Origin of the sequence: Lacrimispora sinapis (genome assembly GCF_043633585.1) — a bacterium.
Lineage (GTDB): Bacteria > Bacillota > Clostridia > Lachnospirales > Lachnospiraceae > Lacrimispora > Lacrimispora sinapis.
Map to the genome: position 1 here is coordinate 2498483 of NZ_CP141832.1, position 23818 is coordinate 2522300.

The 23818-nt window shown below is 34.2% G+C and carries 18 protein-coding genes; 3 read left to right on the forward strand and 15 right to left on the reverse strand.

Features of this window, described 5'->3' with window-relative positions:
• Positions 1-67: 67 nt before the first annotated feature.
• From tnpB to VIG27_RS11685, 3 genes are all read right to left on the reverse strand, one after another.
• The gene (tnpB, locus tag VIG27_RS11675; protein ID WP_394522699.1) at positions 68-424 is read right to left on the reverse strand and encodes an IS66 family insertion sequence element accessory protein TnpB; all 357 of its coding nucleotides are present in this window, start codon (positions 422-424) and stop codon (positions 68-70) included.
• The gene (tnpA, locus tag VIG27_RS11680; protein ID WP_394522700.1) at positions 417-761 is read right to left on the reverse strand and encodes an IS66 family insertion sequence element accessory protein TnpA; all 345 of its coding nucleotides are present in this window, start codon (positions 759-761) and stop codon (positions 417-419) included. Before tnpA ends, tnpB begins: the two co-directional genes overlap by 8 nt.
• Positions 762-859: 98 nt before the next feature.
• Positions 860-1531, reverse strand: a complete 672-nt coding sequence (locus tag VIG27_RS11685; RefSeq protein WP_394522702.1) for a hypothetical protein — start codon at positions 1529-1531, stop codon at positions 860-862.
• A 191-nt stretch (positions 1532-1722) separates the two neighbouring features.
• Here VIG27_RS11685 and VIG27_RS11690 point away from each other — a divergent pair, with 191 nt between their 5' ends.
• The 3 genes from VIG27_RS11690 (at position 1723) to VIG27_RS11700 (ending at position 4748) form a co-directional block, all read left to right on the forward strand.
• A complete protein-coding gene (locus VIG27_RS11690; RefSeq protein WP_394522703.1) occupies positions 1723-1932 on the forward strand; it encodes a helix-turn-helix domain-containing protein in 210 nt (69 codons plus the stop codon).
• A gap of 73 nt (positions 1933-2005) precedes the next feature.
• On the forward strand, positions 2006-3718 hold the full coding sequence (locus tag VIG27_RS11695) for a hypothetical protein (RefSeq protein ID WP_394522704.1): 1713 nt from the start codon (positions 2006-2008) through the stop codon (positions 3716-3718).
• Positions 3705-4748, forward strand: coding sequence for a 4Fe-4S binding protein (locus VIG27_RS11700; protein WP_394522705.1), 1044 nt, complete (start codon positions 3705-3707; stop codon positions 4746-4748). Before VIG27_RS11695 ends, VIG27_RS11700 begins: the two co-directional genes overlap by 14 nt.
• Before the next feature lie 195 nt (positions 4749-4943).
• On the opposite strand, the gene VIG27_RS11705 is transcribed toward VIG27_RS11700, so the two are convergent.
• The 12 genes from VIG27_RS11705 to VIG27_RS11760 all read right to left on the reverse strand — a co-directional run bounded on the left by VIG27_RS11705 (position 4944) and on the right by VIG27_RS11760 (position 23797).
• Positions 4944-6155, reverse strand: a complete 1212-nt coding sequence (locus VIG27_RS11705) for an IS256 family transposase (RefSeq protein ID WP_394527544.1) — start codon at positions 6153-6155, stop codon at positions 4944-4946.
• Positions 6156-6283: 128 nt separating this feature from the next.
• Positions 6284-7099: a DNA-methyltransferase gene (locus VIG27_RS11710; protein ID WP_106024220.1), complete on the reverse strand. Its 816-nt coding sequence runs from the start codon at positions 7097-7099 to the stop codon at positions 6284-6286.
• A 5-nt stretch (positions 7100-7104) separates the two neighbouring features.
• Positions 7105-8241 (reverse strand): DNA methyltransferase, encoded by a 1137-nt coding sequence (locus VIG27_RS11715; RefSeq protein ID WP_394522707.1) that lies wholly within the window; start codon positions 8239-8241, stop codon positions 7105-7107.
• A 519-nt stretch (positions 8242-8760) separates the two neighbouring features.
• Complete coding sequence (gene lnu(B) / locus VIG27_RS11720; protein ID WP_002294514.1) at positions 8761-9564, reverse strand: lincosamide nucleotidyltransferase Lnu(B); 804 nt, start codon at positions 9562-9564, stop codon at positions 8761-8763.
• A gap of 53 nt (positions 9565-9617) precedes the next feature.
• Positions 9618-11102 carry an ABC-F type ribosomal protection protein Lsa(E) gene (gene lsa(E), locus VIG27_RS11725; RefSeq protein WP_002294513.1) on the reverse strand — a complete coding sequence of 495 codons (1485 nt, stop codon included), beginning with the start codon at positions 11100-11102 and terminating at the stop codon, positions 9618-9620.
• 442 nt (positions 11103-11544) lie between these two features.
• Positions 11545-12171 (reverse strand): recombinase zinc beta ribbon domain-containing protein, encoded by a 627-nt coding sequence (locus tag VIG27_RS11730; protein WP_394527547.1) that lies wholly within the window; start codon positions 12169-12171, stop codon positions 11545-11547.
• A 156-nt stretch (positions 12172-12327) separates the two neighbouring features.
• Positions 12328-13014, reverse strand: a complete 687-nt coding sequence (locus tag VIG27_RS11735; protein ID WP_394522708.1) for an ATP-binding protein — start codon at positions 13012-13014, stop codon at positions 12328-12330.
• A complete protein-coding gene (gene istA, locus VIG27_RS11740; protein WP_394522709.1) occupies positions 13007-14479 on the reverse strand; it encodes an IS21 family transposase in 1473 nt (490 codons plus the stop codon). The genes VIG27_RS11735 and istA overlap by 8 nt, the downstream gene beginning before the upstream one ends.
• Before the next feature lie 298 nt (positions 14480-14777).
• Positions 14778-16535, reverse strand: coding sequence for a UvrD-helicase domain-containing protein (locus VIG27_RS11745; RefSeq protein WP_394522710.1), 1758 nt, complete (start codon positions 16533-16535; stop codon positions 14778-14780).
• The gene (locus VIG27_RS11750; protein WP_394522711.1) at positions 16532-18586 is read right to left on the reverse strand and encodes an ATP-dependent nuclease; all 2055 of its coding nucleotides are present in this window, start codon (positions 18584-18586) and stop codon (positions 16532-16534) included. The genes VIG27_RS11745 and VIG27_RS11750 overlap by 4 nt, the downstream gene beginning before the upstream one ends.
• Before the next feature lie 259 nt (positions 18587-18845).
• Positions 18846-22844 carry an Eco57I restriction-modification methylase domain-containing protein gene (locus tag VIG27_RS11755; RefSeq protein WP_394522712.1) on the reverse strand — a complete coding sequence of 1333 codons (3999 nt, stop codon included), beginning with the start codon at positions 22842-22844 and terminating at the stop codon, positions 18846-18848.
• Entirely contained in the window at positions 22844-23797 is a 954-nt protein-coding gene (locus VIG27_RS11760) for a restriction endonuclease subunit M (RefSeq protein ID WP_394522713.1), read from the reverse strand. Before VIG27_RS11760 ends, VIG27_RS11755 begins: the two co-directional genes overlap by 1 nt.
• Between the last annotated feature and the right edge of the window lie 21 nt (positions 23798-23818).

Below are 23818 nucleotides of genomic sequence, written 5' to 3' on the forward strand. Positions count from 1 at the left end.
TATTTCTGGTGTTTTTTAGCTTTAGGATAAAGGATTTAGCTGTCAAGATACTTTGTATAGTCGGGAGTTAATAGATCTCCGGTTTTATCTTGGATATCCTCCTTTTCTGCTCAATGGAAAGCCCCTCCATCAGCCATCGGAATTGCTGGTGGGTAATTGATTGTGCTTCCTGGGTACTGCGTGGCCAGTTTAGATGACCGTTTGTTAGTTTCTTATATAAAAGCAGCCAGCCGTCACCCTCATACAAAAGTGCTTTCATCCGGTCTGTTTTTCTTCCGCAAAACAGGTAAATACTTCCGGGTTCCGTTGGATCAAGCCCAAAAGAGCCACTGATGATAGCTGCCAGTCCATCCACCCCTCGGCGCAGATCCACATATCCAGTACAGATATAAATGTGCTTAAAACCAGCAGCATCATTAAGCATTACGAACCACCTTCAGCACTCTGGAGAGAAGTTCCATTGGAGTTGATTCACTAACTCCCAATATAGTATTTCCAATAGCAATGGTCATTTGATAAGTAGAAAGATTTTCACTTATTGAAACAGGAACAGTTTTTTCCTGGAGAGTCGGCAGTTCAACAAAGCTGTTATGTATCAGAGCAGCTTCTTTTACTTTTCTTAGCCAGTAGTAATAGGCATGACGTGATAGCTGGTGCTGTTCACAGTATTCATTGACGTTCAGACCACTTTGACAACGGTCTTTAATAATTCTGGTCCACTCACTGAGTCGGATCTGGTTGGTTGCAAGTCTTGTGTCCATGTGGAGTTCCTCCTTGAGTTCTGTGTGAAAGTTTGTTAGAAACTTTTTCAACTTTACACCATTATCTCAATTTTATGAGGAATCCAAAAGTAGACGAGTTATTTACCATTTACGATAGTTCTGGCATCTACATGGGTCTGTACCATTTCATCACTATCTTCATCATAGAATACTGCATCACAATCATGAAAGTATAGCTGTCCAAAAACAGAGAAATCCTTTGTAATTTCTCTCATTTCCACTGTAAGACCCATTTTTTCTGCTAGTACTTGTGGTTCAATTGCCATTGGGGTTTTTAGTGCTTCTGGGTAATGTCTGCGAAGAAAGTCTGTAGCGACAGATTCAAGTTGTTCCTTATAAATAATAGGGACAAGGGAGTCCGACATAGGTTTGGGCTGCTTATTTTTACTGGTATACTCAGTTACACTAGAGATTGTAAAGTCATCTAAATTGCAAGCCAAATCTCCTGAACATGTCAGCATAAACCACTGCCTACAATTTTCCGATTCATCATAATGATAGTCTGACTCACGGACTTCTAATTCAGTTTCTACAACAACATCAAATTCTATTTTCATACCTGGTAAGTCATTAACAGATACAAACTTTACTTCTATATCTGATAATTCTATGCCACCAATATTTTGAACCCTGTATAGCCTTAAATCTAAATCATCGTAGTTATCTGTGGTGTAACTTTGTATAGCAGCAAATATTTCATTATAGAATCTATCTGCCACATAGTCTTTAAATGAACGATTACCTGCCAAAGCACTCCCTCCTCACCCCATATGAAAATATATCTTAACAGATAAAATATTAGCCCATAGGTAAATTATAGCATATATTATGATCATCTCAATATTTATTTTGCGTTCGCAAATTTTAATTGTAGCAACACTGATTTTGTGATACACTTTTATTTGTAACTAATATGTGTAACCAAAGCGAGGTGGCAATTATGTCCATAAGTTATAAAAAACTATGGAAACTTCTTATTGATAGAGACATGAAGAAAAAGGACTTAAGAGAAGCCGCTGGTATTAGTACTGCCTCGATGGCTAAACTCGGAAAAAATGAAAATGTTAATACTGAAATTTTAATAAAAGTATGTAAGGCTCTTAATTGTGATATTTCAAATATTATGGAAATCGTAGATGACAATGATTGATTATAATTTATGACTGGTTGTTTTTCAGCTGGCTAAAACTCTTATAAAATAAAATATTCGGGGGTGTACAACAATGTTAAGATTTAGAAACCCAGGAACACAATACTCTACGCAAGTACAAGTTATAAAGCAATTATATAATAGTCTTGGCTCACAGGCGTATTTTACTTTGGAAGATATGGCTATAGTAATTGCACAAGGAAAGTTATTGACTGCCTATGGATATGCCGGAGACGATGCTTTACGACTCAGTAATACAGACCAAGAAAGCATGAACTCTGCTTTAATGAATGCCAAAATGTATGCAGAAGTATTTAGAATGCTTGGTTGGGTAACACCATATGGCGAAAAATCATACCCACTTGTATTTACATATATAGGTATACATGTGGCTTTATCAAAGGGCGATTGCTCAAGGTTATATGAACAATGTGTATTAGGAATAAATAACCCTACTGAGCTTACAGACCGTATGAGTTATGATGAAAAAGTAAGATTCTTCAAATGCGCGTTGAGATCATTTATAGATCTTGGTGGTGTTATGTACAAACACGAGTTATGCTTAGGACCAATGAGTGTAAATGACGAAAATGAAATAGAATACCAGGCAATGATAAAAAAAATTTCCGAGTTACGTGGAAACTACCAAAACCTTAAAACTGCATTTTCTGATCTCGCAGATAGTCTGGGAATGAAAACCACACCAGTAGATAATTGCACCCGGCTACCGATTGCTTTTATGAAGAGCTGTAATTTTGTGGAGTCATATACCACACGTGAGTTATATAACAAATCACTGTCATGTTTAAAAATCACTCAACATGGTATTGATACTTACAACGCAATACGAGAAATGAAAGATTTACGCTTAAATGAATTCAAGTCTTACGGAAAAGATATTCAAATGGCGCTTATAAGGTTAGGTATTTATTCTATGTTAGAACGTTCCGGCTATGATATGACTGAAGTAGAAACAATTATTCAAGCTGATAAAGAAAAGTGTTCTACTATTTTGGAGGGAAAGGAATTACTATTTTCTCCATATCAAACAATTAAGAGAGATCTTATTGAAGAAGCCCTTGGAATCGAAATGGGTAAAGGCGAAACGTCACAAAACAACATTACTACTTTTGAAAGCACAGTAAATGAAAGAGAATCTCTTTCTATTGCACAAACATGGACATTAAATGTTTCTGAAGAAGCTGCCATGGAGCTTCTTACTGAAGCTGAAGATATTGAATTTATCAACGAAGTCAATCGACTAAAACTTGCGGGTAATTCGAGTAAGGAAATTGTAGATATGATATTTAAAAATAATGCTACAGCTACACAGACAACGTTTTACCCCTTGATATCTACTCTATTTAAAATAATGGGATTTAACTGTTCATTTTCTAGACCGGGCGATAATGGCGCAAGATGGGATGCAATTATTGACGATGTTTCAAGAAGCATCCCTATAGAAATTAAATCTCCTACTGAGGAACAACACATATCAATAAAAGCTATACGACAAGCGTTAGAAAATAAAATCATTTTATTATCACGAAAAACACACATAACCTCTCCTGAAGTTACTACACTAGCTGTTGGATATTATTTACCTAATGACCGTGCTGAAGTTAGTAGGCTGATTTCTGATTTTAAGGAAACCTATGGATATAAAATAGGTGTTATTGATTTAAAATCATTACTTTCTATTGCAGTTAGTATACTAGTCGATGGAAAAGGGTTTGATAAAGAAAATTTATATGTATTGGAGGGGTTAGTGAATGCAAATATTTAAAGAAAATGTAAGTCGAAAAAGACTATTAACTTTCAATGTAATGCCGGATTCTATAATTTATCATGAAAATGCTCCAGCACAAATGCTTTTTTCAAATGGAGATAAGTGTAAAACTGCTTGTGTCGGGTGTAAGAATCCGGCCTGTATGTATTATGATGATAACGAAATTGAATGTAGTAATTTGCCGGACTTCCCTAATGATAAATCTATTGACGTGTGCCCTGTTGATGCCATTGAATGGGATTTCACAACTGAGAATCCAAAAATAGATGCTAGCAAATGTCTAAATTGTGGATTATGCATAAAAAGATGTCCTGTTGGCGCTCTCTACTATGATGGTACGATCAAAGTGGTTTCTGAAAAATCAAAATATCAAGATGTTGTAGCAGCTTCACAAGATAATTTCGCAAAACAAGAACAGCAATTAGATATTATATCTACATTAGAGAGAAAAGGTTGCTTTATTCGTGAAACTGACACTCTATTAACATCTATTTATGATAAGTTAACTTCATTAAGAAGCAATTATCACAATACTGTTGTTCGTAATCTATTTATCGGTTTGAATTGTAATTGCGCAATGAGACGAATTGGCGATGTCTACACTAGAATGGATGCTGTTTACTTATCAAAAAGAAACTCCTTTGGGGCTATAGAAGTTGAATTTGGTAAAGATACTCTAGACGCATCGCGTGGGATTTTAGATGATATAGCCGTACTAAATACTAGATATGGAGTCCCCAAAAATGATAATATGGCTGTTGTAGTATGTTTACAGCTACCAAATGCCCGTCAAGGGTATTGGCAGGTTGTTAAAGACATTTTTGCTGTAGAAAATATACAGATTAATACCATTACCATTGGCGCTCTATTAATTTTACTATGGAATCATAAACACTTTGAACCTACTGATTTTTCATATTATGTTGACTACGATAATATGGATATAAGAAAAATTTTAGAAAGACATATCGGACGAAAAATAAATCTATCAGATAAATTCTTAGGTATCTTGGAACCTATTAAATAAATAAAAAATGAGGATAATGGAATAAAACCATTCATCCTCAGAGAGAGTTTCAAGTTTTGTGTAAAGTCAAAAACTGATATAAGATATGTTGATAGTTGCATCTTGGGCAAGGCCTTTTTTCAGGCCTTGCCTTTTGTATGTATTATAGCCCTATTTCAGAGCATGTCAATAAAGCCGATAGAATCAGCCTCATTTTTAATGACCGTTTAGCCGTTCTTCAAAGTATATTTCTAGTTGGGAATGTATAATTCCCCAGTCTTGCCGGTGGCCGGTCCATTTCTTGGTGATATCCATCATGGCCAGATACAGCATTTTCAGCAGACTATCATCTGATGGGAAAATCGTTTTGCTTTTCGTAACCTTTCGCAGCTGACGGTTAAATCCCTCAATTGCATTCGTTGTATAGATTAGACGGCGAACTGGCTCCGGATATTTGAAGTAGGTGGACAAGGTAGCCCAGTGTTCACTCCACGATTTATAGATTTTAGGATATTTACCGTCCCAAATTTCTCCAAAACGCTCTAGTTCTGAATGGGCAGTTTCTTCTGTTGGCGCTGCGTAAACTCGTTTTAAATCTGCCATAAGTGCCTTTAAATCTTTATAGGATACAAAACGTATTGAATTTCGGATCTGATGGATAACGCAGTGCTGGATCTCGGTTTCAGGAAAAACTGCCCCAATTGCTTCTGGGAATCCAGCTAAACCATCCACGCAAGAAATCAGGATATCTCTTACTCCGCGATTTTTTAGACCATTCATGATAGAAAGCCAAAACTTTGCACTTTCATTTTCGCCAACGTACATCCCGAGGATGTCTTTGCGCCCGTTCATATCAATACCTAGGGCAATATAAACCGCGCGTTTTACAATTCTCCCTTCACTGCGGACATGATAATGTATGGCATCCATAAATACCACTGCATAGATATCCTCTAAAGGGCGTTCCTGCCATTCCCGCACGATTGGTAAAATCTTATCCGTGATACGGCTGACCGTACTATCGGAGATGTCAATATCATAGAGTTCACGCATATGACTTTCGATATCAGCGGTGGTCATACCTTTCGCATACATGGAGATGATTTTTTCTTCCATATCCTGAGTGACTGTATTTTGATACTTCTTAACTACCTGTGGCTCAAATTCACCATTACGATCTCTGGGAATTGCCACATCCATGTCACCATAAGTGGTATGCATGGTTTTAGAAGAATGACCATTTCTGCTATTATCGGTGTTCTTATTGCGGTAATCATACTTAGAATAGCCTAATTCCTCATTGAGCTCTTCGTCTAGAACTCCTTCCAGCAATACGGACATCATATCTCTCATAACAGAGTTGACATCCGCCCCATCCTTTACTTTGGCATCATTATTTTTCAGATAGTCTTTCATCATTTCCCGCATTGCTTGTTTCTGTGGTGATTCGTTTCTTGTTCTCTTTGGCATAAAAGTACCTCCAAACTGTTGTAATTATCTTACATCAGTTTGGAGGTTTACACAATCTTTGGGATTCTCCCCATCCTCATTTTATTTTATTTAATCTTAGAAAGTCTTTCTTTTGCTACATTACACCATTTTTCTTCAAGTTCAATGCCAATCCATCGAATTTTGTGACCCTGCTTATTTAATTTTTCACAACAAACACCAAGTGTACCTGAACCATGAAACGGATCAAGTATAACACCCTCATAAAATCCATCTTTATTTTTGGGGCAAAATGCTTTAATAATTTCAGTTATTAATGATTCCGGCTTTTGAGTAGGATGTTCTGTCTTTTCATCCTGATAGACTTTACCAGCTAACGTTGGAAAAGCCCAAATGTCGCCCCTCATTGCACCAAGTGGATTTGGCTCCCATTTTACACGTTCGCCTTTTGAATTCTTATAATATACAGGATTTTTCAGACGTTCGGTACTTTTGTAAGGTATTCTAACATCATCAACATTATATGTCCATTTCTTAGGTGATTTTGAAAACCATAAAAACGGTTCATATTGTGTTAAAGGTGCGGTTCTTAGTCTGCTAAATCCATTTTCATAATACCATATATTCATTCTTCTATAATATAGATTCTCTTCATACATTATAGTTTGAATGAAACCAATATAATGATGTATACCGAACCATATAATACTACCTTGTGGCTTTAATAAATCCCTGCATAGTGCTATACGTTTTCTTGAAATATCGAGAAACTCTTTTAAAGGCAATTTATCGCTATCATTACCAAAATCCTTATTTAGATTATAAGGTGGATCAGTAAGTACCAAGTCAACTTTAATACCGTCGTCTAGCATTTGCTTAAGTAAGATATCCGAATCACCATTAATTACACCATTGTATTCCATAATTATCACTTCTTATCCTTTCTAAATATCAGAACATATTGATGATGAATATTTTCAACATAAGCAAATGGATACCCGTATGGTAATAAACTTTTATGATTTTGTAATAAAACTTTTACTCCTTGTAAGTATATTTTATACCCATCTTTAGTCTCTCTATGATTTAATGCTTGGATCAAATCACTATGAAAACTGATAAATTCAGATTTATTTCTGAAATCTGATACTATTAAGCACATATACTTCTTAGGTCTTAGGACTCTGCCACATTCAACAAAAACATCATCTACGAGGGTCCTAAGAAATTCTTCATAGCTTTCAATATTTGCTAAATCATTTTTATCATCTTCTGAATAATTTGTAGCTAAATTATTTGCCAGTCGTTCCTTTTTCACTTTATGATCAGCTTTTTTATTAAGAATTGACCAATATGGTGGACTGGTCACCATAAAATCAAAAGATGAATCATCAAACTGTTTTAATATTATTCGAGAATCCCCTTGTATAAAAGTATGTTTTGCAGAAGCTCCTTCAGACACTTCTGTATCAAGCCGCTCTATCGCTAAGTTATGCCATTTTTCTTGTAGCTCTATACTTGTGCAATGCCTACCTTCAAGTTCACAAGCTTTTGCGGTTGAACCAACCCCACCAAATGGGTCTAACACTTTCATTCCTTTCTTTGTAAAAAAAGTAATCAGAAGTGATACATCTTGATACGAAAACGGCGCTGGATGCTGCCTTTCTATTTGTGCATGTGGGTGTTTGGCCCCCAAACCTTTTTGATAGAAAAAACTCTTTGTTACCGGAAGCCACTGTGTACCATTTAAATCATTCAGTGTATTTCTTTTGTCAACTGGTTTTTCTTCAACAGGTTCTTTAGCATCTTTTTTATCATTTTCAACTTCATCATTAACGCTTGAAGTTTGTTTTTTAGATTTTGAAGGATTTTGTGGTGCCTCAATTGTCTTACTACTTTCCTTAAACACTTCCAATTCTTTTAAATCAAATCTTCTTTGTCCACCAGGAGTTTTCGACGGTTCAAGAGTGCCCTGCTCTACCATTCTATATATCGTAGATATACTAACTCCTAAAAATTCAGCAGCTTTCTTTGTGCTAACAAGTTCTTTGTCTTTGCCATTCATATATGTAATAACCTTTCGCTTGCTTAAATGTAGTTTAATATCTATTTTAGTATAACATGTTTATCATCACTTGTCAACACTTATCAACACTTGTCACGTCAAGCATTAAATTACATCTATTCTATCTTCTCAACCCTAATAAAAAATCTAACCTGTCAACTCGACCCCACGCATTTTTTTACAGTCGACCAGTTTCCTCAATAAATAAAAATAAGGATTTCCAAGGTTAAAAGGCACTGCCAGACATTAGGCATAAAATCTTCCAACCTTCAAAACCCTTTATTTATCAGTATTTTGAATACTCCTATTTCTCAACTCTTGACATCAATACTACGCACTCCACATGGCTTGAGAGGATAGAATGAATGTCATTTGATTATGTCCGTTCTCGGAAACATATCTACTGCGTTTTTTACACTATCGGTAGACGGAAACATATCCATAGGCTTCGCTGTTTTTTGAAAAACTGAGGTATGCTGTTAATTTTCAGTACCCAATACTGTAAATAACGTTACTCTCCTATTCACTAATGTAATTCAACAATCTTTCTAAAATGTCATGTGTAACTTTTAAGTTGTATTGTTCAATAAGGTGACTTTGCAAATCCATAACTAATAGCAAAGAATTTTTATAGGCTTCAAATAATTCTACCTTATCTAATCGAGCAGTGGTCTTTGCAAATTTTTTATAATTTTCAAGGCTAATTTCTTTTTCAAGGTTTTTACTCATGTTTAGCCAATTATCAGCATTTTTTTCTGCCATACGTATAAGTTGTAGTGTATTTTTTTGAAGTTGTGATAAGAGTTCTAATGAACGAGCATATTCTCCTCTTTTTAGAACGTTGATTCCCATCAACCATAGATTAGAGAAATTACACAACAAAAAATTAGCATTTTCTTCAGTAAGTCTATTTGGTCTTGCACCACTTATCTCTGATAAATAATTTTCTAATTGCCCTGTTTCATCGTAAATAAGCATAGCCTTCGTATCAGGAATATAACCTGAATCTTTAAACGAGGGGATTATGTTCATATCTTTTTCAGAAAGGAAATGAAATTCCCCACGTATAAGATTATCAAAAATAACTACCTCTGTTCCGTACTCATTTTTATAAAGCATCAAGTACGGAGCTACGTCAAACAACCAGTTGGATGAATCAAAGTTCGAGGTTATACTATCTTTCAAAAATATATAGAACTCTATATCAGAGTATTGGTCACCTTCTCCTTTGGTAAACGATCCATACATCATACAAGCTGTAATTCGTTCATCTGACTCAGTAAGATTCTTAACGTTTGCAATTAATTCTTTTTGTTTTAACATTTCTTCACCCTTTCATGTAAATATCTTTTAGTTATTGTGGCAACTCAAAATCTCTACAAACCTAAATTAATATTTTTCGTACAAATATTATTGCAAAAAGCATCATCATGCTCCACAAACAATAGTGTAGGACAATATTCCAAAATCATTTTTTCAATTTGGATACGTGAAAAAATATCAATATAGTTCAATGGCTCATCCCATATATACAAATGTGCACTTTCACAAAGGCTTTTAGCAATTAGTACTTTCTTTTTCTGACCAGCACTAAAATCCACCATGTTCTTATCAAACTGCTCTCTATTAAAATCCAGTTTACGAAGAATCGTTTTAAATAGAGTTTCATCGATCTTATTATTATAGGCAAATTCAGATAGATTACCTTTTAAATATGAAGTATCTTGCGAAATATAAGAAATTTTTAGTCCACTTGCTAGCATAAAATTTCCGGTAAATTTAATATCATCTCCATTAATCAATTTTAGGATACTAGACTTACCACTCCCATTTTTTCCGATAATGGCAACTCTATCACCAATATTGACTCTGAAATTAAGATTACTGCATACTTCTTTATCTCCATAAGACAATGATAAATCATTCGCTTCTATTAAGCACTCTTTGTGAAATTCAAGTGGTGAAATTTTTAAGTCATCATATTGTTCAATGTTGTGGAGCAGTTCTGATTTTTGTAAAACGGCTTCCTGATGTCTTGACTCAATATTTTTGGCACGTTTCATCGCTTTTGCAGCCTTATGTCCAACATAACCCTTATCCAGTTTTGAACCAGAATTTGTTGTTCCATATTTACTTTTTTCTACTTTATTTGACCAGTTTGAACTACGTTTTGCTGCATAAGACAACCTTCCTATTTCTTTAAGGAGTTTCTTGTTTTCTGCCAGTTCAAAATTATCTTGTAACGTTTTGTTCTCCCACCAAGAAGTAAAATTTCCCTTTTGGATTTCGATATTCGTTTTATTGATAGATAGTATATGGTCAACACATTGATCAAGTAAGCTTCTATCATGAGATACCAAAATAAACCCCTTCTTGCGTTTCAAATAGTTTTGCACTACATTACGTGCATCGATGTCAAGATGGTTTGTAGGTTCATCAATAAGCAGGAAACAACTCGCTGTAAGGAATAAAGCTGCAAGAAGGACCTTTGTTTGCTCACCATTTGACAATGTATTAAACGGACGATATAAAGCATCTTCTTGAACATCAAGCAATGATATTTCACGAAAAATCTCCCAATCCATACATTCCGTACAAATACTCTTCATTACTTCAATTGTATATAGACTCTTATCTTCCACATCATAAGGAAAATACTCAAACTTAACTGTAGAACTTATATTGCCGGAATACGCATATTTGCCAAGCAGTAAATTTAAGAAAGTAGTTTTACCGCGTCCGTTTCTTCCAATAAAACCGAGTTTCCAATCTGTATCTATCTGAAAACTTACATTTTCAAAAATATTGTCATAACTTCCTTCATATGAAAAAGTTAGATTTGAAACATTTATTAAGGACATATATTTCTTCCTCCTTTACATTATAAAAATTTTATAAGCAAAGTCGGTTTTCGGCATTAATTACTCTATAATGTTATCCAACTCTGCAAGGATTTTGTCATGAATGACATAGTATCATTGTCTATCACGTTTATCTTCCTTTCTTTTACAAATATTAAAAGCCGCAAGAAAGTAAATTCTTACGGCTCAAAAACAAATACTATTATTACCTTTTGTTATACATAACATAAGGTTACTGTAATGTATTATTGAGTGTAGAATACTTAACTTTCTTGCAATTTGCATAACAAAACAAACGGTTCTATAGCCGTTTCTTTAAATATCTTATTATGCATCATATAATTAGCAAGAAAAGTTATACATTCTTCCACCTCCAAGTCGTTTTATTATATCATATTATCTTTAAAAATCCAATATAATTCTTCTGTTCTCTTTCTAAAGATTACCCTTCTACATCAATCTCGACTCCTGATTTGAATTCAACGGCGAACTTATCATGAAATACCGTAACTTTTTCTATAAGCCTCCTTACTAACTGCTCATCATATTCCTCTAACTCACAGGATTGTTCATTAAAGAAATCAGTCATTTCAGCGATTCGTTGCCTTTTTCCTTCACGCTCTGCATTTTCAACAAGTGCATTTTGCTTCAATTCTCGAAGGTGGTAGATTTCATCAGCCACATCTTCATAGTCATTCTTGGATTTTGCTTGGATAAGAAGCTGTTGTTGTAATTCTTCCAATTTGCTATCAATATCATTGGTGGCATTATCATTTTCTTCATTAAGTATAGTAGCTATGTTTTTCTGCAACGCCTGGAGGAAGGGTTCTTTGTTAGCCAAAAGTTCGTTAATAGCCTTGACCACTGCTGTCTGCAATGTTTCCTCGTTTATGGTAGGGGCAGTACATTCAGATCCTTTTTCCTCCAAACGGCTGACGCATCTCCAAACAATAGACTTGTAACCTCGGTTATTCCAGTGTACCCGGCGGTAAATATCACCGCACGTTTGAAACCGCGAATTTTCACGCGTTACCCCACGCCCGTTTCCGAGGCAAAAAGTAGTAGAGATTTAGACCCCCCTACCCCGGATATTACATAAAATCTCAAAAGTTAAGCTAATCTTAGGATTTCGTGAGATTTTTAGCATCTATTCAAAGCCGTTAATCGGCATTGTTTTCAAATTTGAGTATTAACCCTTTTCTAGAAAAGAGGTGAGTATTTTATTTTATCTGTCAGTCAAACGAATAATCTGACAATTGGCTGTTATTCTATCTAACAGAGTCTGGCAAAGATGTTTGTCTTCCACTGCATCTAACCATGCAGATATTTCACGATTGGTAATAAAAATGATACTCCTTGTTTCATTAAGAAAAGTAACTGCTCGATAAAAAGCCTGTAGCTCTGACCTAGTTGGTTCTAGATAAAATACATCATCAATAATAATCAAGTCACATTCTCGCATATAGGAGAAGGTTACTCCTGCTTTTGGGTTTATATCTTTGTTCTCTACAATAGATATAAAAACATCAATGGATGCATAGTAAGTTTTATGTCCATTGTCGATCGCTGTTTCTCCAAGATGAACTGCAAGACTAGTTTTGCCTGTCCCACATTTACCAAGTAAAATAAGGTTTTGTTCTTCATTGAGCCACGTCAGATGGGATAATTGTTTTATCTGCCATTCCAAACCTTTGTTTAAATTTGATAGTTCAAATACTTTGTTTAGAAGTTTGCTTGCCCTTCTTAGCTTGATCTGTTTTTGTCTGGCTCGTATCTCTAGTTCTTTTTGTAATATCATCTGAAGATAATCTAGGTTGGACAGTTTCTCATCATTCAAATCAATATATCCCCTGGCAATATTCCATAGATTTAGCTTCTTAGCCAACTCGCGGATTTCAGTTATATCAGCCATCGATTTCCCTCCTTATCTCCTTGCTACGTGTCAGATGGTTGAAATACTGTTGATTTGGTAAGAACTTCTTCGCTATCTGCTCACCATGCTTATACATCATGTAGGCCAAAAGTTCATAGGCATTACAGCGTTCAGTCTCAATGCAGTATCTTATCCCATCAAGCATTTGCCCCATCGAATAAAACTTCGTCATGCGATTTAAGCGAATGCAATGGCTATTAAAATATTTTGGTTGTTCCTGTTCCATCCGCCGTATAAATTCCTGAGCTATTTCATACTCTGCAAAATATTGTTTTATAAGATCATGAGAAACCCTGTTTCTGTTATTATTTCCTTCAGGTTTGAATATCTGCCCAGTATCTTCTGTTACTGGATACTTAGCTAATAATTCATTAGTATCAGTATCATAAAATAGAAGTATTTCACCATCATCCTCTATACGTATGCGTTGATGTGCATCCATCACACCGACATCAATCTGATAACGATTCCCTTTATAGCTGACCACTCCATTGGAATCAAAGGATGCTACAGTACTTGATACCTCTGAATATGTTTTAACATGAAAAAGCTGTTTTTGTTCTTCTATGAACATTTCTCGCGGCACTTTTTTAGTCACAGTATGAACTCTCCCGTTGCCTTCTCTATCCAACCATGCAAGAGCTGCACTGTTAAGACTGTCAATTCCGGTATATACCCTCCCCTCCAGAAAACTTTGCTTAACATATCCAATTACCTCTTCTACCTTACCTTTACTCTGAGGATCTCTTGGCCTGCATAATGAAACACTGTAGCCGATACGCTTTACATATTTTTCAAAGACCGGTACAAACATAATATTACCTAGATTTTCGCTAACCACATAGACCCGATCAAGATCATATAGAATTGTCTGTGGTCTTCCTCCAAAATACTGGAAAGCATAATTGTGAGCTTTTATAGCTGTTTCGGTCGTGAAGGGATCTGGTGAGAAGTAAACAAATTTCATTCTGCTATAACTCAGAACCATACAATAGAAATATACCCTCACAATTCGTCCATACATATCTTTAAGTTTGTACTGACCAAAATCAGCTTGCGCTTCATATCCTGGTGGCGAGACTTCACGTGGTGAGATTTTCCGCTTACTGGTATGCTGATACCCGTGCTGTTCCCTTAGGGCCTTCATATAGCGATAAAAAGTAGCTCGTTTAACTTGTAAATCAGGAAAAGTTTCCATTAATTTGAGATAGATATTGGTATCCCGGATTTGTGGGCATATTTTCAATTGCTCTAATATGTACTGTCGATAATTATCCATATGGTGCTTTTCCTGCTCAGCTTCCATGGCATAATCCTCTTTGCTCATGTTCCAGTATTTACTGACAGTAGTATAGGTGATCTCCAGCGCTTTAGCAGTCTTGGTCTGGGCAAGTCCAAGTTCTTTGTACTCTTGGATTTTTTGGTATTGCTCAATACCGATCATGTTTGATTCCTCCTTTATGTTTGTTATTAAAGCTAGACTACCTATATCAACGCAAGCATAGGCATCACCTCCTTATGAGCTTTAATAGCTTCCTTTAAATTATAATATATGATGTTGACCACTTCCTGAACTTTATGAGTAAGAGTGCATAAATTAAAGCCCTCGAAGTCAAATACCAGCTTCAAGAGCTTTTATCTATTTCTCCTAAAACAAATTTTAGAAATTAAGTAATATAACTTTATCAGATTACTGCAGTCTCTACATGTTTTGAACACATGAACACTTACACTGATTAAACTCAATCATTTAATGCTATAATTTTGAATATCTTTCTCAGTTTATTAACTTTTTTGTCGGATAAAGTTGGAACATTAATGAACAATCTTTCTCTAGCTCTACTAATTGCAACATAATAAACCCTATGTTCTTCGTCACCCATAAGATTTGGTTTTAATAAAAAATCTAAATCCTTTTCTTCTAAAACAAGCAAAACATTATTAAACTCATCACCCTTGGCTTTATGAATAGTTTTGTGTTTACTTGTATCTTCAACAATATTTACGCATAGGCTTAATTGTTGATATGTATAAGTTTCATAAAAAGTCTTAGCACGACCATTTCTAAAACCAGCTAGATTATTATCAATATTTGTTTTCAAAACATTATAAAACTCCATCAAGCACATATCTTTATAGGTAAAATGATTTTCTAGTAAAAAACATAAGCAATTAAGAGCTGCTTTCTTTGCATTTATTGGATCGTCCTTAACTTTGAATAAATACTCTATCTTTTTTACAGCTTCCTTGTATTTTCCGTATTTTGAAAGTTCCACTGCGCTTATAAATGATGCTACTGCTTTGCATCTATGAGAGTTACTATCTGCATCTATTAAATGGTCAAGTAAACCTTGTTCCAATTTTGTATCCTCTATCTCAATTTTCATAGCATTTGAAGTAATATTTTCTCTAGATAGTGAATATATATCTTCATTTTTACTTAACTCTTTAGCTTTATGAAATGCCTTATTTCTCTCTCCAACAATAATAGTCGGAATATCATTGTTAACATTTCTATATTTATTTTGTTGTATATCTTTACGTACATTATTTAGTACATCAATAATCTGATTGGTACTTCTGCGATTATCTATCATTGTATAATCAGTTAAATTTGTAAGGTAAAAACTAGAGAACTGTTCAGGCTTTGCCCCTTGGAATGAATAAATTGATTGTGCTTGATCTCCAATAACTCCCACCATCGTTTCTGATTCAGCAATCATATTCAATAATTTAGCCTGTATTGGATTAGTATCTTGAAATTCATCTACTAAAAAATAAGGGAACTTTGCCCTCAGTATCGTTAGGATAAAAGGATACTTTTTTATAAGTTCATAACTAAAGTATAGAATGTCATTATGATCAACTAACCCATCTTTCCAATACAATTTTTTATACCCCAATAAGTTTGACTCAAGTATTTCCAGACACTTGTTATTTAAACGAGTAATTCCTTCACTATCTATAAAAATAGCTTTATTTCTATTACCTATAATTTTTAACTCGTTTGAATCATCAAATTCATAATTCAGTGAACCTAACCAATTCATCAGAGCCTTCTTGTTGTTAGGTAAATTAATTAATTGGTTAAGTGAAAAAGGATGTTTTAATTCGCTTACTCTAGGATGATTCTCTATCCATTCCTTTGTTCTCCGATAACTAACTATTGTATCATCATGTCCATCTAACTTTTCTGCATTTAATTCAAAATCTGTAGATAGAAAAAAACAATATGGTTTTACAATATGCCTATATAAAAAGCTATGTATAGTTGATACCTCAACTTGATTCGCTGCAGTCCCAAGTCGGCATAAGATTGTATCTACCGCAATATTAGTATACGTTATGCATGCAATTTTTCTTGTCTGTGCCAATCTATTAGAAGTCTGCAAAATATTATTAATATGGTTTACCAGCCAATGTGTTTTTCCTGCCCCAGGGCCCGCAGCCACTCTAAAATGATTTTCAATTGGTATTTTCGTATCAGAATTAATAATCATTCCTTACACACCCATTCTATAGCCTTACTTATATATCCGGGAACTTTAAACTCTTTAAACTCATTAGTACCTTTCTTAGCGAGATTTTCTTGGAGTACATATGCTAATTCTAAAGCATTTTCTCCCTTCCCTACTGAATTCAAATATCTCGCAGCAATAATTGCTTTTTTCTTATCATCATCTTCCCAACCATTCTCTATTTTGTTAATAGCTTCAATTATACGAGTATTTTCTTTACTATTACGAAGCAGACTTTCAAGCTTTGATAATGATTGGCCATTTTTATAGGCTTCCATTAGTCTTTTAATCTCATCTGCATTATCAATCGAGTCAGTTATTAACAATTCCAGTGATGGGTTGGCCAATATTAACTCATACTCAAATGTTTTTCCATACTTTTTGTCTTGAGTAAAAGACGCAATATTAGGATGTTTATTTTCCTCATATATATCTAAATATGTATTTTGTTGAAAGTCATATACACCGATTTCTACATTTAATTCAAATGGATAGCATTTAGTAAAATTTGTACCACTTTTTTGTTTTCTTTCCGGATCTATGTCAGTCAAACAAACTACCTTCCTTTTTATTGCAAAAGGGTTTCTACTATCAAATAAATATAAGAAATGGTTAAAATATCTTCCCCCAACATTGACTACTGACACATGTTTTTCTTCCAAAGATAATCCATTATATTGTGCAAAGATAGATAGTAGTAATTGCTCAGCTATTCCTTCTACTAAAATAACCTTTTCCGAAAATAACATATCAGATTTTGTTGCATCTAAAAATCGCTGTACGTATTTTTTACTTTTTTCATTTGAACCAAATACTTTCCCTGGATAACCCACGCAAGTTTTATCTTTATCTTTATAAAGACAAATCATTTCATCAAGCGAAATCGATGAAGTTATATGTGTCGAATGGGTAGTAATAAATATTTGCCTTACCTTATTTTGAAATCTATTTTTCCTTAAGAATTTCAAAAACTGATGTTGCATAGATGGATGTAAATGTGCTTCAGGTTCCTCAATCGATAAAATAGGAAACACTTTTGCATTACTTCCTAAATACTTACCATCTGAATCAACTTGCATTTTTGATAGCAGCAAAGATATATATATTAAATTATTGTATCCCAAACCATTGTTAGAAACTGGTATCTTTATTCCAGTTTCATATTCGACAATAAGTTTTAAAGCAGAGTACAATTCTATATCAGAAATACTTCCATCAAAATTAGGAATAGATTTATCAAAGGATGCCCCTACCTCTTTTGCATAAGAAAGGATTTGCTGCTTACCCTCGGTCATTCTTTCATGAAGTTTGCTCAATAAAGTATCTGCTGCAGTCGAGAACTCTTGCTTTTTCACTTTTATAGCCAACAGTTTTTCTTCTTTTGAAACATTATCATTGGATTTAATATTATAATCCATAAAAAAATCTAGAACATTTTTTAATAAGGTGTTTTTCCCTGTAAACATGTCTCTTTCTACATCACGGATAGCATCTAAAAATTGAAAATCAAACTTTTGCAACGATTCTCCATCCGCAGTTACTTGATTGATGGGATTACCACCCCAAATTTTATATGTATACAGTCTAATAAATTCCTCTTGTATTATTTTCCATACTTCTTGTGTACTTGTTGAAGTCTGCACCAATGAAATATATTTTGAATGTTCTTTGGTTGGCAAAAAGAACTCATAAGTCAGTTGTGCTTCATATGGTTCTTCCAACTTTATTAACCAATTACTAACCGTAACCAAGTCATCTGACATCAAATCTTCATCTTTACTTTGCATAATAGTAACAGCTATTGTAATTTTAGGTGGCTCCGCTTTTAATTTCTCTAGTGGTATATATTTATTAAAATCATCAATTTCTAATTGCTTTTTTGTAGCTGGGTCAAATATTATGGACAGTGCTTTTATCAAATTTGATTTTCCAGCATTGTTATGCCCAATAATTGCATTAATTCCATCATTAAAATTGATAACTATATCGCTAAAATTTCTATAATTATTAATTTGCAATTTAGAAATATACATCACATTATCCCCCTCACTTATTAAAACCACACCTTGTGTTCTACATTAATATCTTATTAATGCATTCAAGGTTTACCTTCAGTCATAAACATATCAATGTAGAACAATAAGGTAAAGGTTGAATTAAATACTTGCTTTTCCCCACATTTTAGTAACTCCTTCAACATATACAGAAATTCACATTCTACTGATTCATTCTATAAAGGATTTTTATCATACTTTATTAGTCTAATTTATAGATTTAAATATTTTACTTCAATTAGTCCAGATTCCAATCAACATCCTTTACCAACGTATTTATAAAAGCGACTTCATCATCTGTGATACCATATTTAGCATACAGAACTTCATCATTCCATTCTTTTGTAAAATCTTGCTGTGGAACATAAGCATATACACGTTTTGGAACATCTTGAGTATTTTTAATTAATAAAACAAGAAAACGGAAAAATTTAGTTGCCATATATTTTTTCAGATGTTCTGCCTCTTGAATAGAGTTTAAAGTGCTAACAACTAAATATGTTTCAGTACACGCTGTTTTCTTATCGGCAATAATAGGTTCGCTAATTACCAAATGTGGATAATCGTCTCCACCAGGGCTTGCTTTGGATACAATTACTTTTACATAATCAAAGTATTCATCGATTCCTTTAGTAATTTCCTTTATTGATGTATAACCAATCCCACCATTACGGTATATTAATATATTGTAAGTTGAATCAGGCTCCGCAATATACTTTGTAAAATTTGTAGCCAAACCAAAAGGTTTTCTTGAACTTACTAATTTATCCATAGTTGGCTCTTGAAATGCTTGTACTTTTCTTAGTATAGTTATAGCTTTATTAAACCTAATAAATGTTTCTGCGTCTTTTTCTAACAAAGGTCGCTTTAATACGCTTACCACTGTGTTATTTTGATGATTATAAACGGTACAGTCATCATGTTTATCTTTAGACCATAGAAAGTAGCAAACACCACCACGGATATTTACATTTGAGAAACAATCAGATGTTTCCAGAAAATCATGGATAACATTTAATTGGTCATCATTCAACATATTTTTTCTAAAAGAGTCCAACCCTTTTCCGCCTGAATACCATCTTGCAGGAATAATCATAGATAAATGCTTAGGGTTAAGTGCCTTAGCCTGTTCGATAAAAAGATTATATATTGGTTTAGCACTATCACCATAACCACCATCACTAATTTGATATGGAGGATTACCTACAATTGCATCAAACTTCATTTCTTTCTCTCCTTTTATTTTCCAATAGCTTGGTTTTTTTACTCTGTTAGCAAACTGCTTGGGTTTATTTTTCAACATATTAATAAGATCATCAAAATAGTGTGAATTTATAGGAACATCTTTAAATCCCACTAAAGTACGCCTTGTTATGGATTTTGCCATTGGTGTTTTGCAGATAATAAACACATTCTGCTGAACCGTCTCATTCCAAAGTTTTTCTTCAATTTCAGCAGTCAGTTCATCTTCTGAGTAATTAGCACATTTGCTACGGAAAATGCTATATGTTACATAGAGTGGATAAAGACCTGTCTTGGAATTGATTTCAAGTATCTTGGCATCTTTATTGCCGAAAGTATCTTCTGTAACTTTACCATGGTCAATATATCTTGGCTCCTCTATGGGCTCATTGTATTCCTTATCGTAGAAATTATAGCCACCAAGACAATCTCCCATATGCATATTTACAACCCTCCATGGTGTTAAGACAGTCTCTTTATCCGGATTTTTAAAGCAAGAGAAAAGCTGTGCTATCTTTTGTACACGTTCTGTTGGAGATAGTTCATCGGCACTTTTTACAGCATTACGAATATTTCTTCCTGCAGCTACAAAGATTTCAGGATCATAATATTTGATAAAATCTTTAAACATTTCTTTTGTTACACCTTTTGGCATAAACTCTTCCCAGGAAGAATCATCTACTATGTCAACCAGCTTTTCTATAGTAATATCTTCATAAAAATTTATGTCTGCACCATAAATCAGCAAAGGCATACGGATAGAAATACCACGGAGAATAGAACGTGCATTTGCAGCTTGTTTGTTTTTCTCAGCTATTTCTTTAAATTTTTCTTCCTCTTCTGGAGTACGCTCTCTTTTTGGTTTTTTCTCAATTCGTTTAATTTCTTCGTATTCTTCATCTGTAAAGCCTTGACGATTAATTTCGATATCTTTAGATTTAGGGGCTGCTTTTGATGCACCTACAATACCTTTTAGTTTCTTGAATTTTTCTAAATCGATATTATCAAGTTTTAGTAATTCATCATTATATAGATTATTATCATCAAATCCATTCTTAACTGCACGTTCAGCATAGGCACGTTTTAGTTGCTGCAACAACCTATTTGTGTTGTATTTTTTCATAGCAGTTCCATCAACAGCAATAACAGGGCAATAATTTAAGAATTCCCCCATTATGCGTCTGTCAGATTCATCTGCTTTTCCTGCCTTAGTAGATATTGCAACCGATTCAGCAACCATCTTTAGTGTTCTATCTGGTGCAAAATCGAATACATAACAATAACGTTTGATTTTCCCATTTTTATTACAAGGTGATTGAACACGAAATATTGTTTGCAGGTAATTGGCAGCAGAAGTAGAGAATGAACCTGAAAGCATAAATACAGCTGTCCATTCCGGCACAGTAACTCCTGTGGTTAATTTACCGCAGGAAAGTGTTATAGTATAACCATCTTCTCCTGCACTATTAATGGCATCTCGGACCTTTTTTAAAGCATCTTCAGATTTTTCTTCTTCGTCACCATCTCCTGCAACATTAACAATTTCAAAAACCCCATTACCGAAAACGGGATGTTTTCTCATCATCTTACTCAAAGCTCTTGCTTCCTTTACACCTGGAACCATCCACAGTGAGTGCTTAAATAAAGAGCGATATTCTTCCGTAGAGTAAGGGTACTGACTATCCTTATCATCTTTGGTAATCAGATTAAGAAAACTCCACACATCTTCTGCGTGAAAGAAATCCCCCACTTTTACTCCTACTGGGAGAGGTTTACGGTCAATCTTCATGTCCCCTGTCCAAACACAAAAAAATTCACGGAAATTAAATGCTTTATCTTCCAACTCAACATAACGATTATCTGCTATGATTTTTCCTAGGTCATATGTAAAAATTCTTAATTCTGGCAATTCATCATAAGGGTTTGAATCTCCAAAATGCAAACTATCCCATTCACGCTTGCGGCTTTGCTCCATAACATAATCCCAAGTATATATGTTATCATCATAATCACGCAGAATATTAAACGGGGTACCAGAAAGAGCAAGGAATTTTGTTTCATATCCACTATCTTCTTTGACAATATTCTTTATCACAGTATCTCCTAATGCCGTAGTTGTACCTTCGTGGGCTTCATCAACTATGACAAAATCCCAAATAGTATCAAATACATCATCATTTTTTTCGTATTTACCACCTACTCTCTTGGATTCCCTTAAATCCTGAATAGAGGCAAAGTATACAAAATTCTTATTGGATTTCAGCAATTGGTCAACGGTATATCCGCTGCTTTTTGAACCATAAATATAATCATTCATTCCGTGAAATATTTTACCAAAATCTTCAAACCAACCGATATCGACAACAGGTCTGTGTGTAATAATAATAGTTTTATTAAACTTTGATTTTCGAACTACTTCAAGGGCGCATAATGTCTTACCAAAACGCATTTTTGCATTCCATAACATCCTGTTGCCATTTTTAAATTGCTTTAATGTCTTCTCAATAGCTGCTTCCTGCTCTGGTCTGAACACAATGGGTGTGAAAGTATCCGATGTGGCATTAGAAAGATTGTACTGTCCTTTTTTCACAGCCTCTATCGCTTTAATTGCGGTTTTAATATCCACTTTAAACCATTCACGACTTGTAGAGTTTTTTAGCTGCTTTTTCTTGATGCCGGAGTTTTCCAACACTCTATGTACATGGTGGTCTCTGAATGCCCTTAGAACAGGCATTCCTTTTTCATCCTTTATAGTACGAACAGCAAGTTCTGTATGTAAAAGCTCAAATGAAATACCTGCTGTATTGGTGTATTCCTTAATACGAGTTTTTGCAGCTTGGTTTAATGCTTTACAATTTGGAGGAAGGTTATCAATAGATTCCTCTGTTTGAATAGTAGTGTCGCCTATTTTTAGTAATCCCTTATGGGTTTCATCCCTTATTTCAAAGATATATATTAGCTTATATTCAAAAGATGGTGTAAATAAACTATCCATCAGTTCGCACCCCCTACTAAAGATCTATATTCAACGATAACCTTTGATCGCCAGTCTTTAATTCTACAATATTTAGGTTCTTTGCCACTGTGAAGATTTTCAAAGCTATCAAATAATGATAATTGTCTATACCAGCCTCGCATATCACATAACGGAACTGTAAATGTAATGCCATCCATCTGCCACAAATTCCAAGATATAATGGTGGCAATTCGCTTCAATTCTTTTATTTCTGGTTCTCGACCGAATTTGAATTTCTTATTTTCAATGTATGTATATAAAAGATTTTCACGAGCTAAAAGCAAGTTATCGCCTTGATATTCATACCCATATATACTTTGAAAGGCTCGTTCAGCCCATTTTTTCCATTCATCTTCATTGTCAACATTTTCGTTTACTACACGCATTTTGCGGTCTAGGAGGCCTATACGGGATTGCAATTCAATCTTTTCTCCAGTAACGGTATCATATCGACTGACCAGATATGGTGCCTCTCCACAGGAGATTTCCATTCTTCTGGCATCAATATAATCTCGCCACGTGCGTCCCTTTTCATTTGGAAAGATAATCTTTTCATTTATTGGTTCCCATGATTTATTTTTTTGAATATTAAAAACATCTTTTCTGCCAAACCATTGTTCATCAAAGAGGTTGTTTTGTTCATTGCATATCCATGAAGGCGTAAAGACTTCAGCCTTTTCTCTTGTTCTAACACTCTTTTTCTTGTAACTCTTAGTTGTTCTAGGTTGTATCAGTTTTTTCTTAGGGTTTGTAATTAGATGTGCCTTAATTTCACATTCGGCCTTATACATATCGCCAAATTTTGAATAATCATTTGTAGCCCATATTATATTTTGATTTGTAGTTCTATCTTTCAGGAGAATATTGAGCAATGATTGATCATAATCCTGAATATCTTCCTCATTGATATCCATAATTGCATATATATGCATTCTATCCCTCCTTTGGTGCAA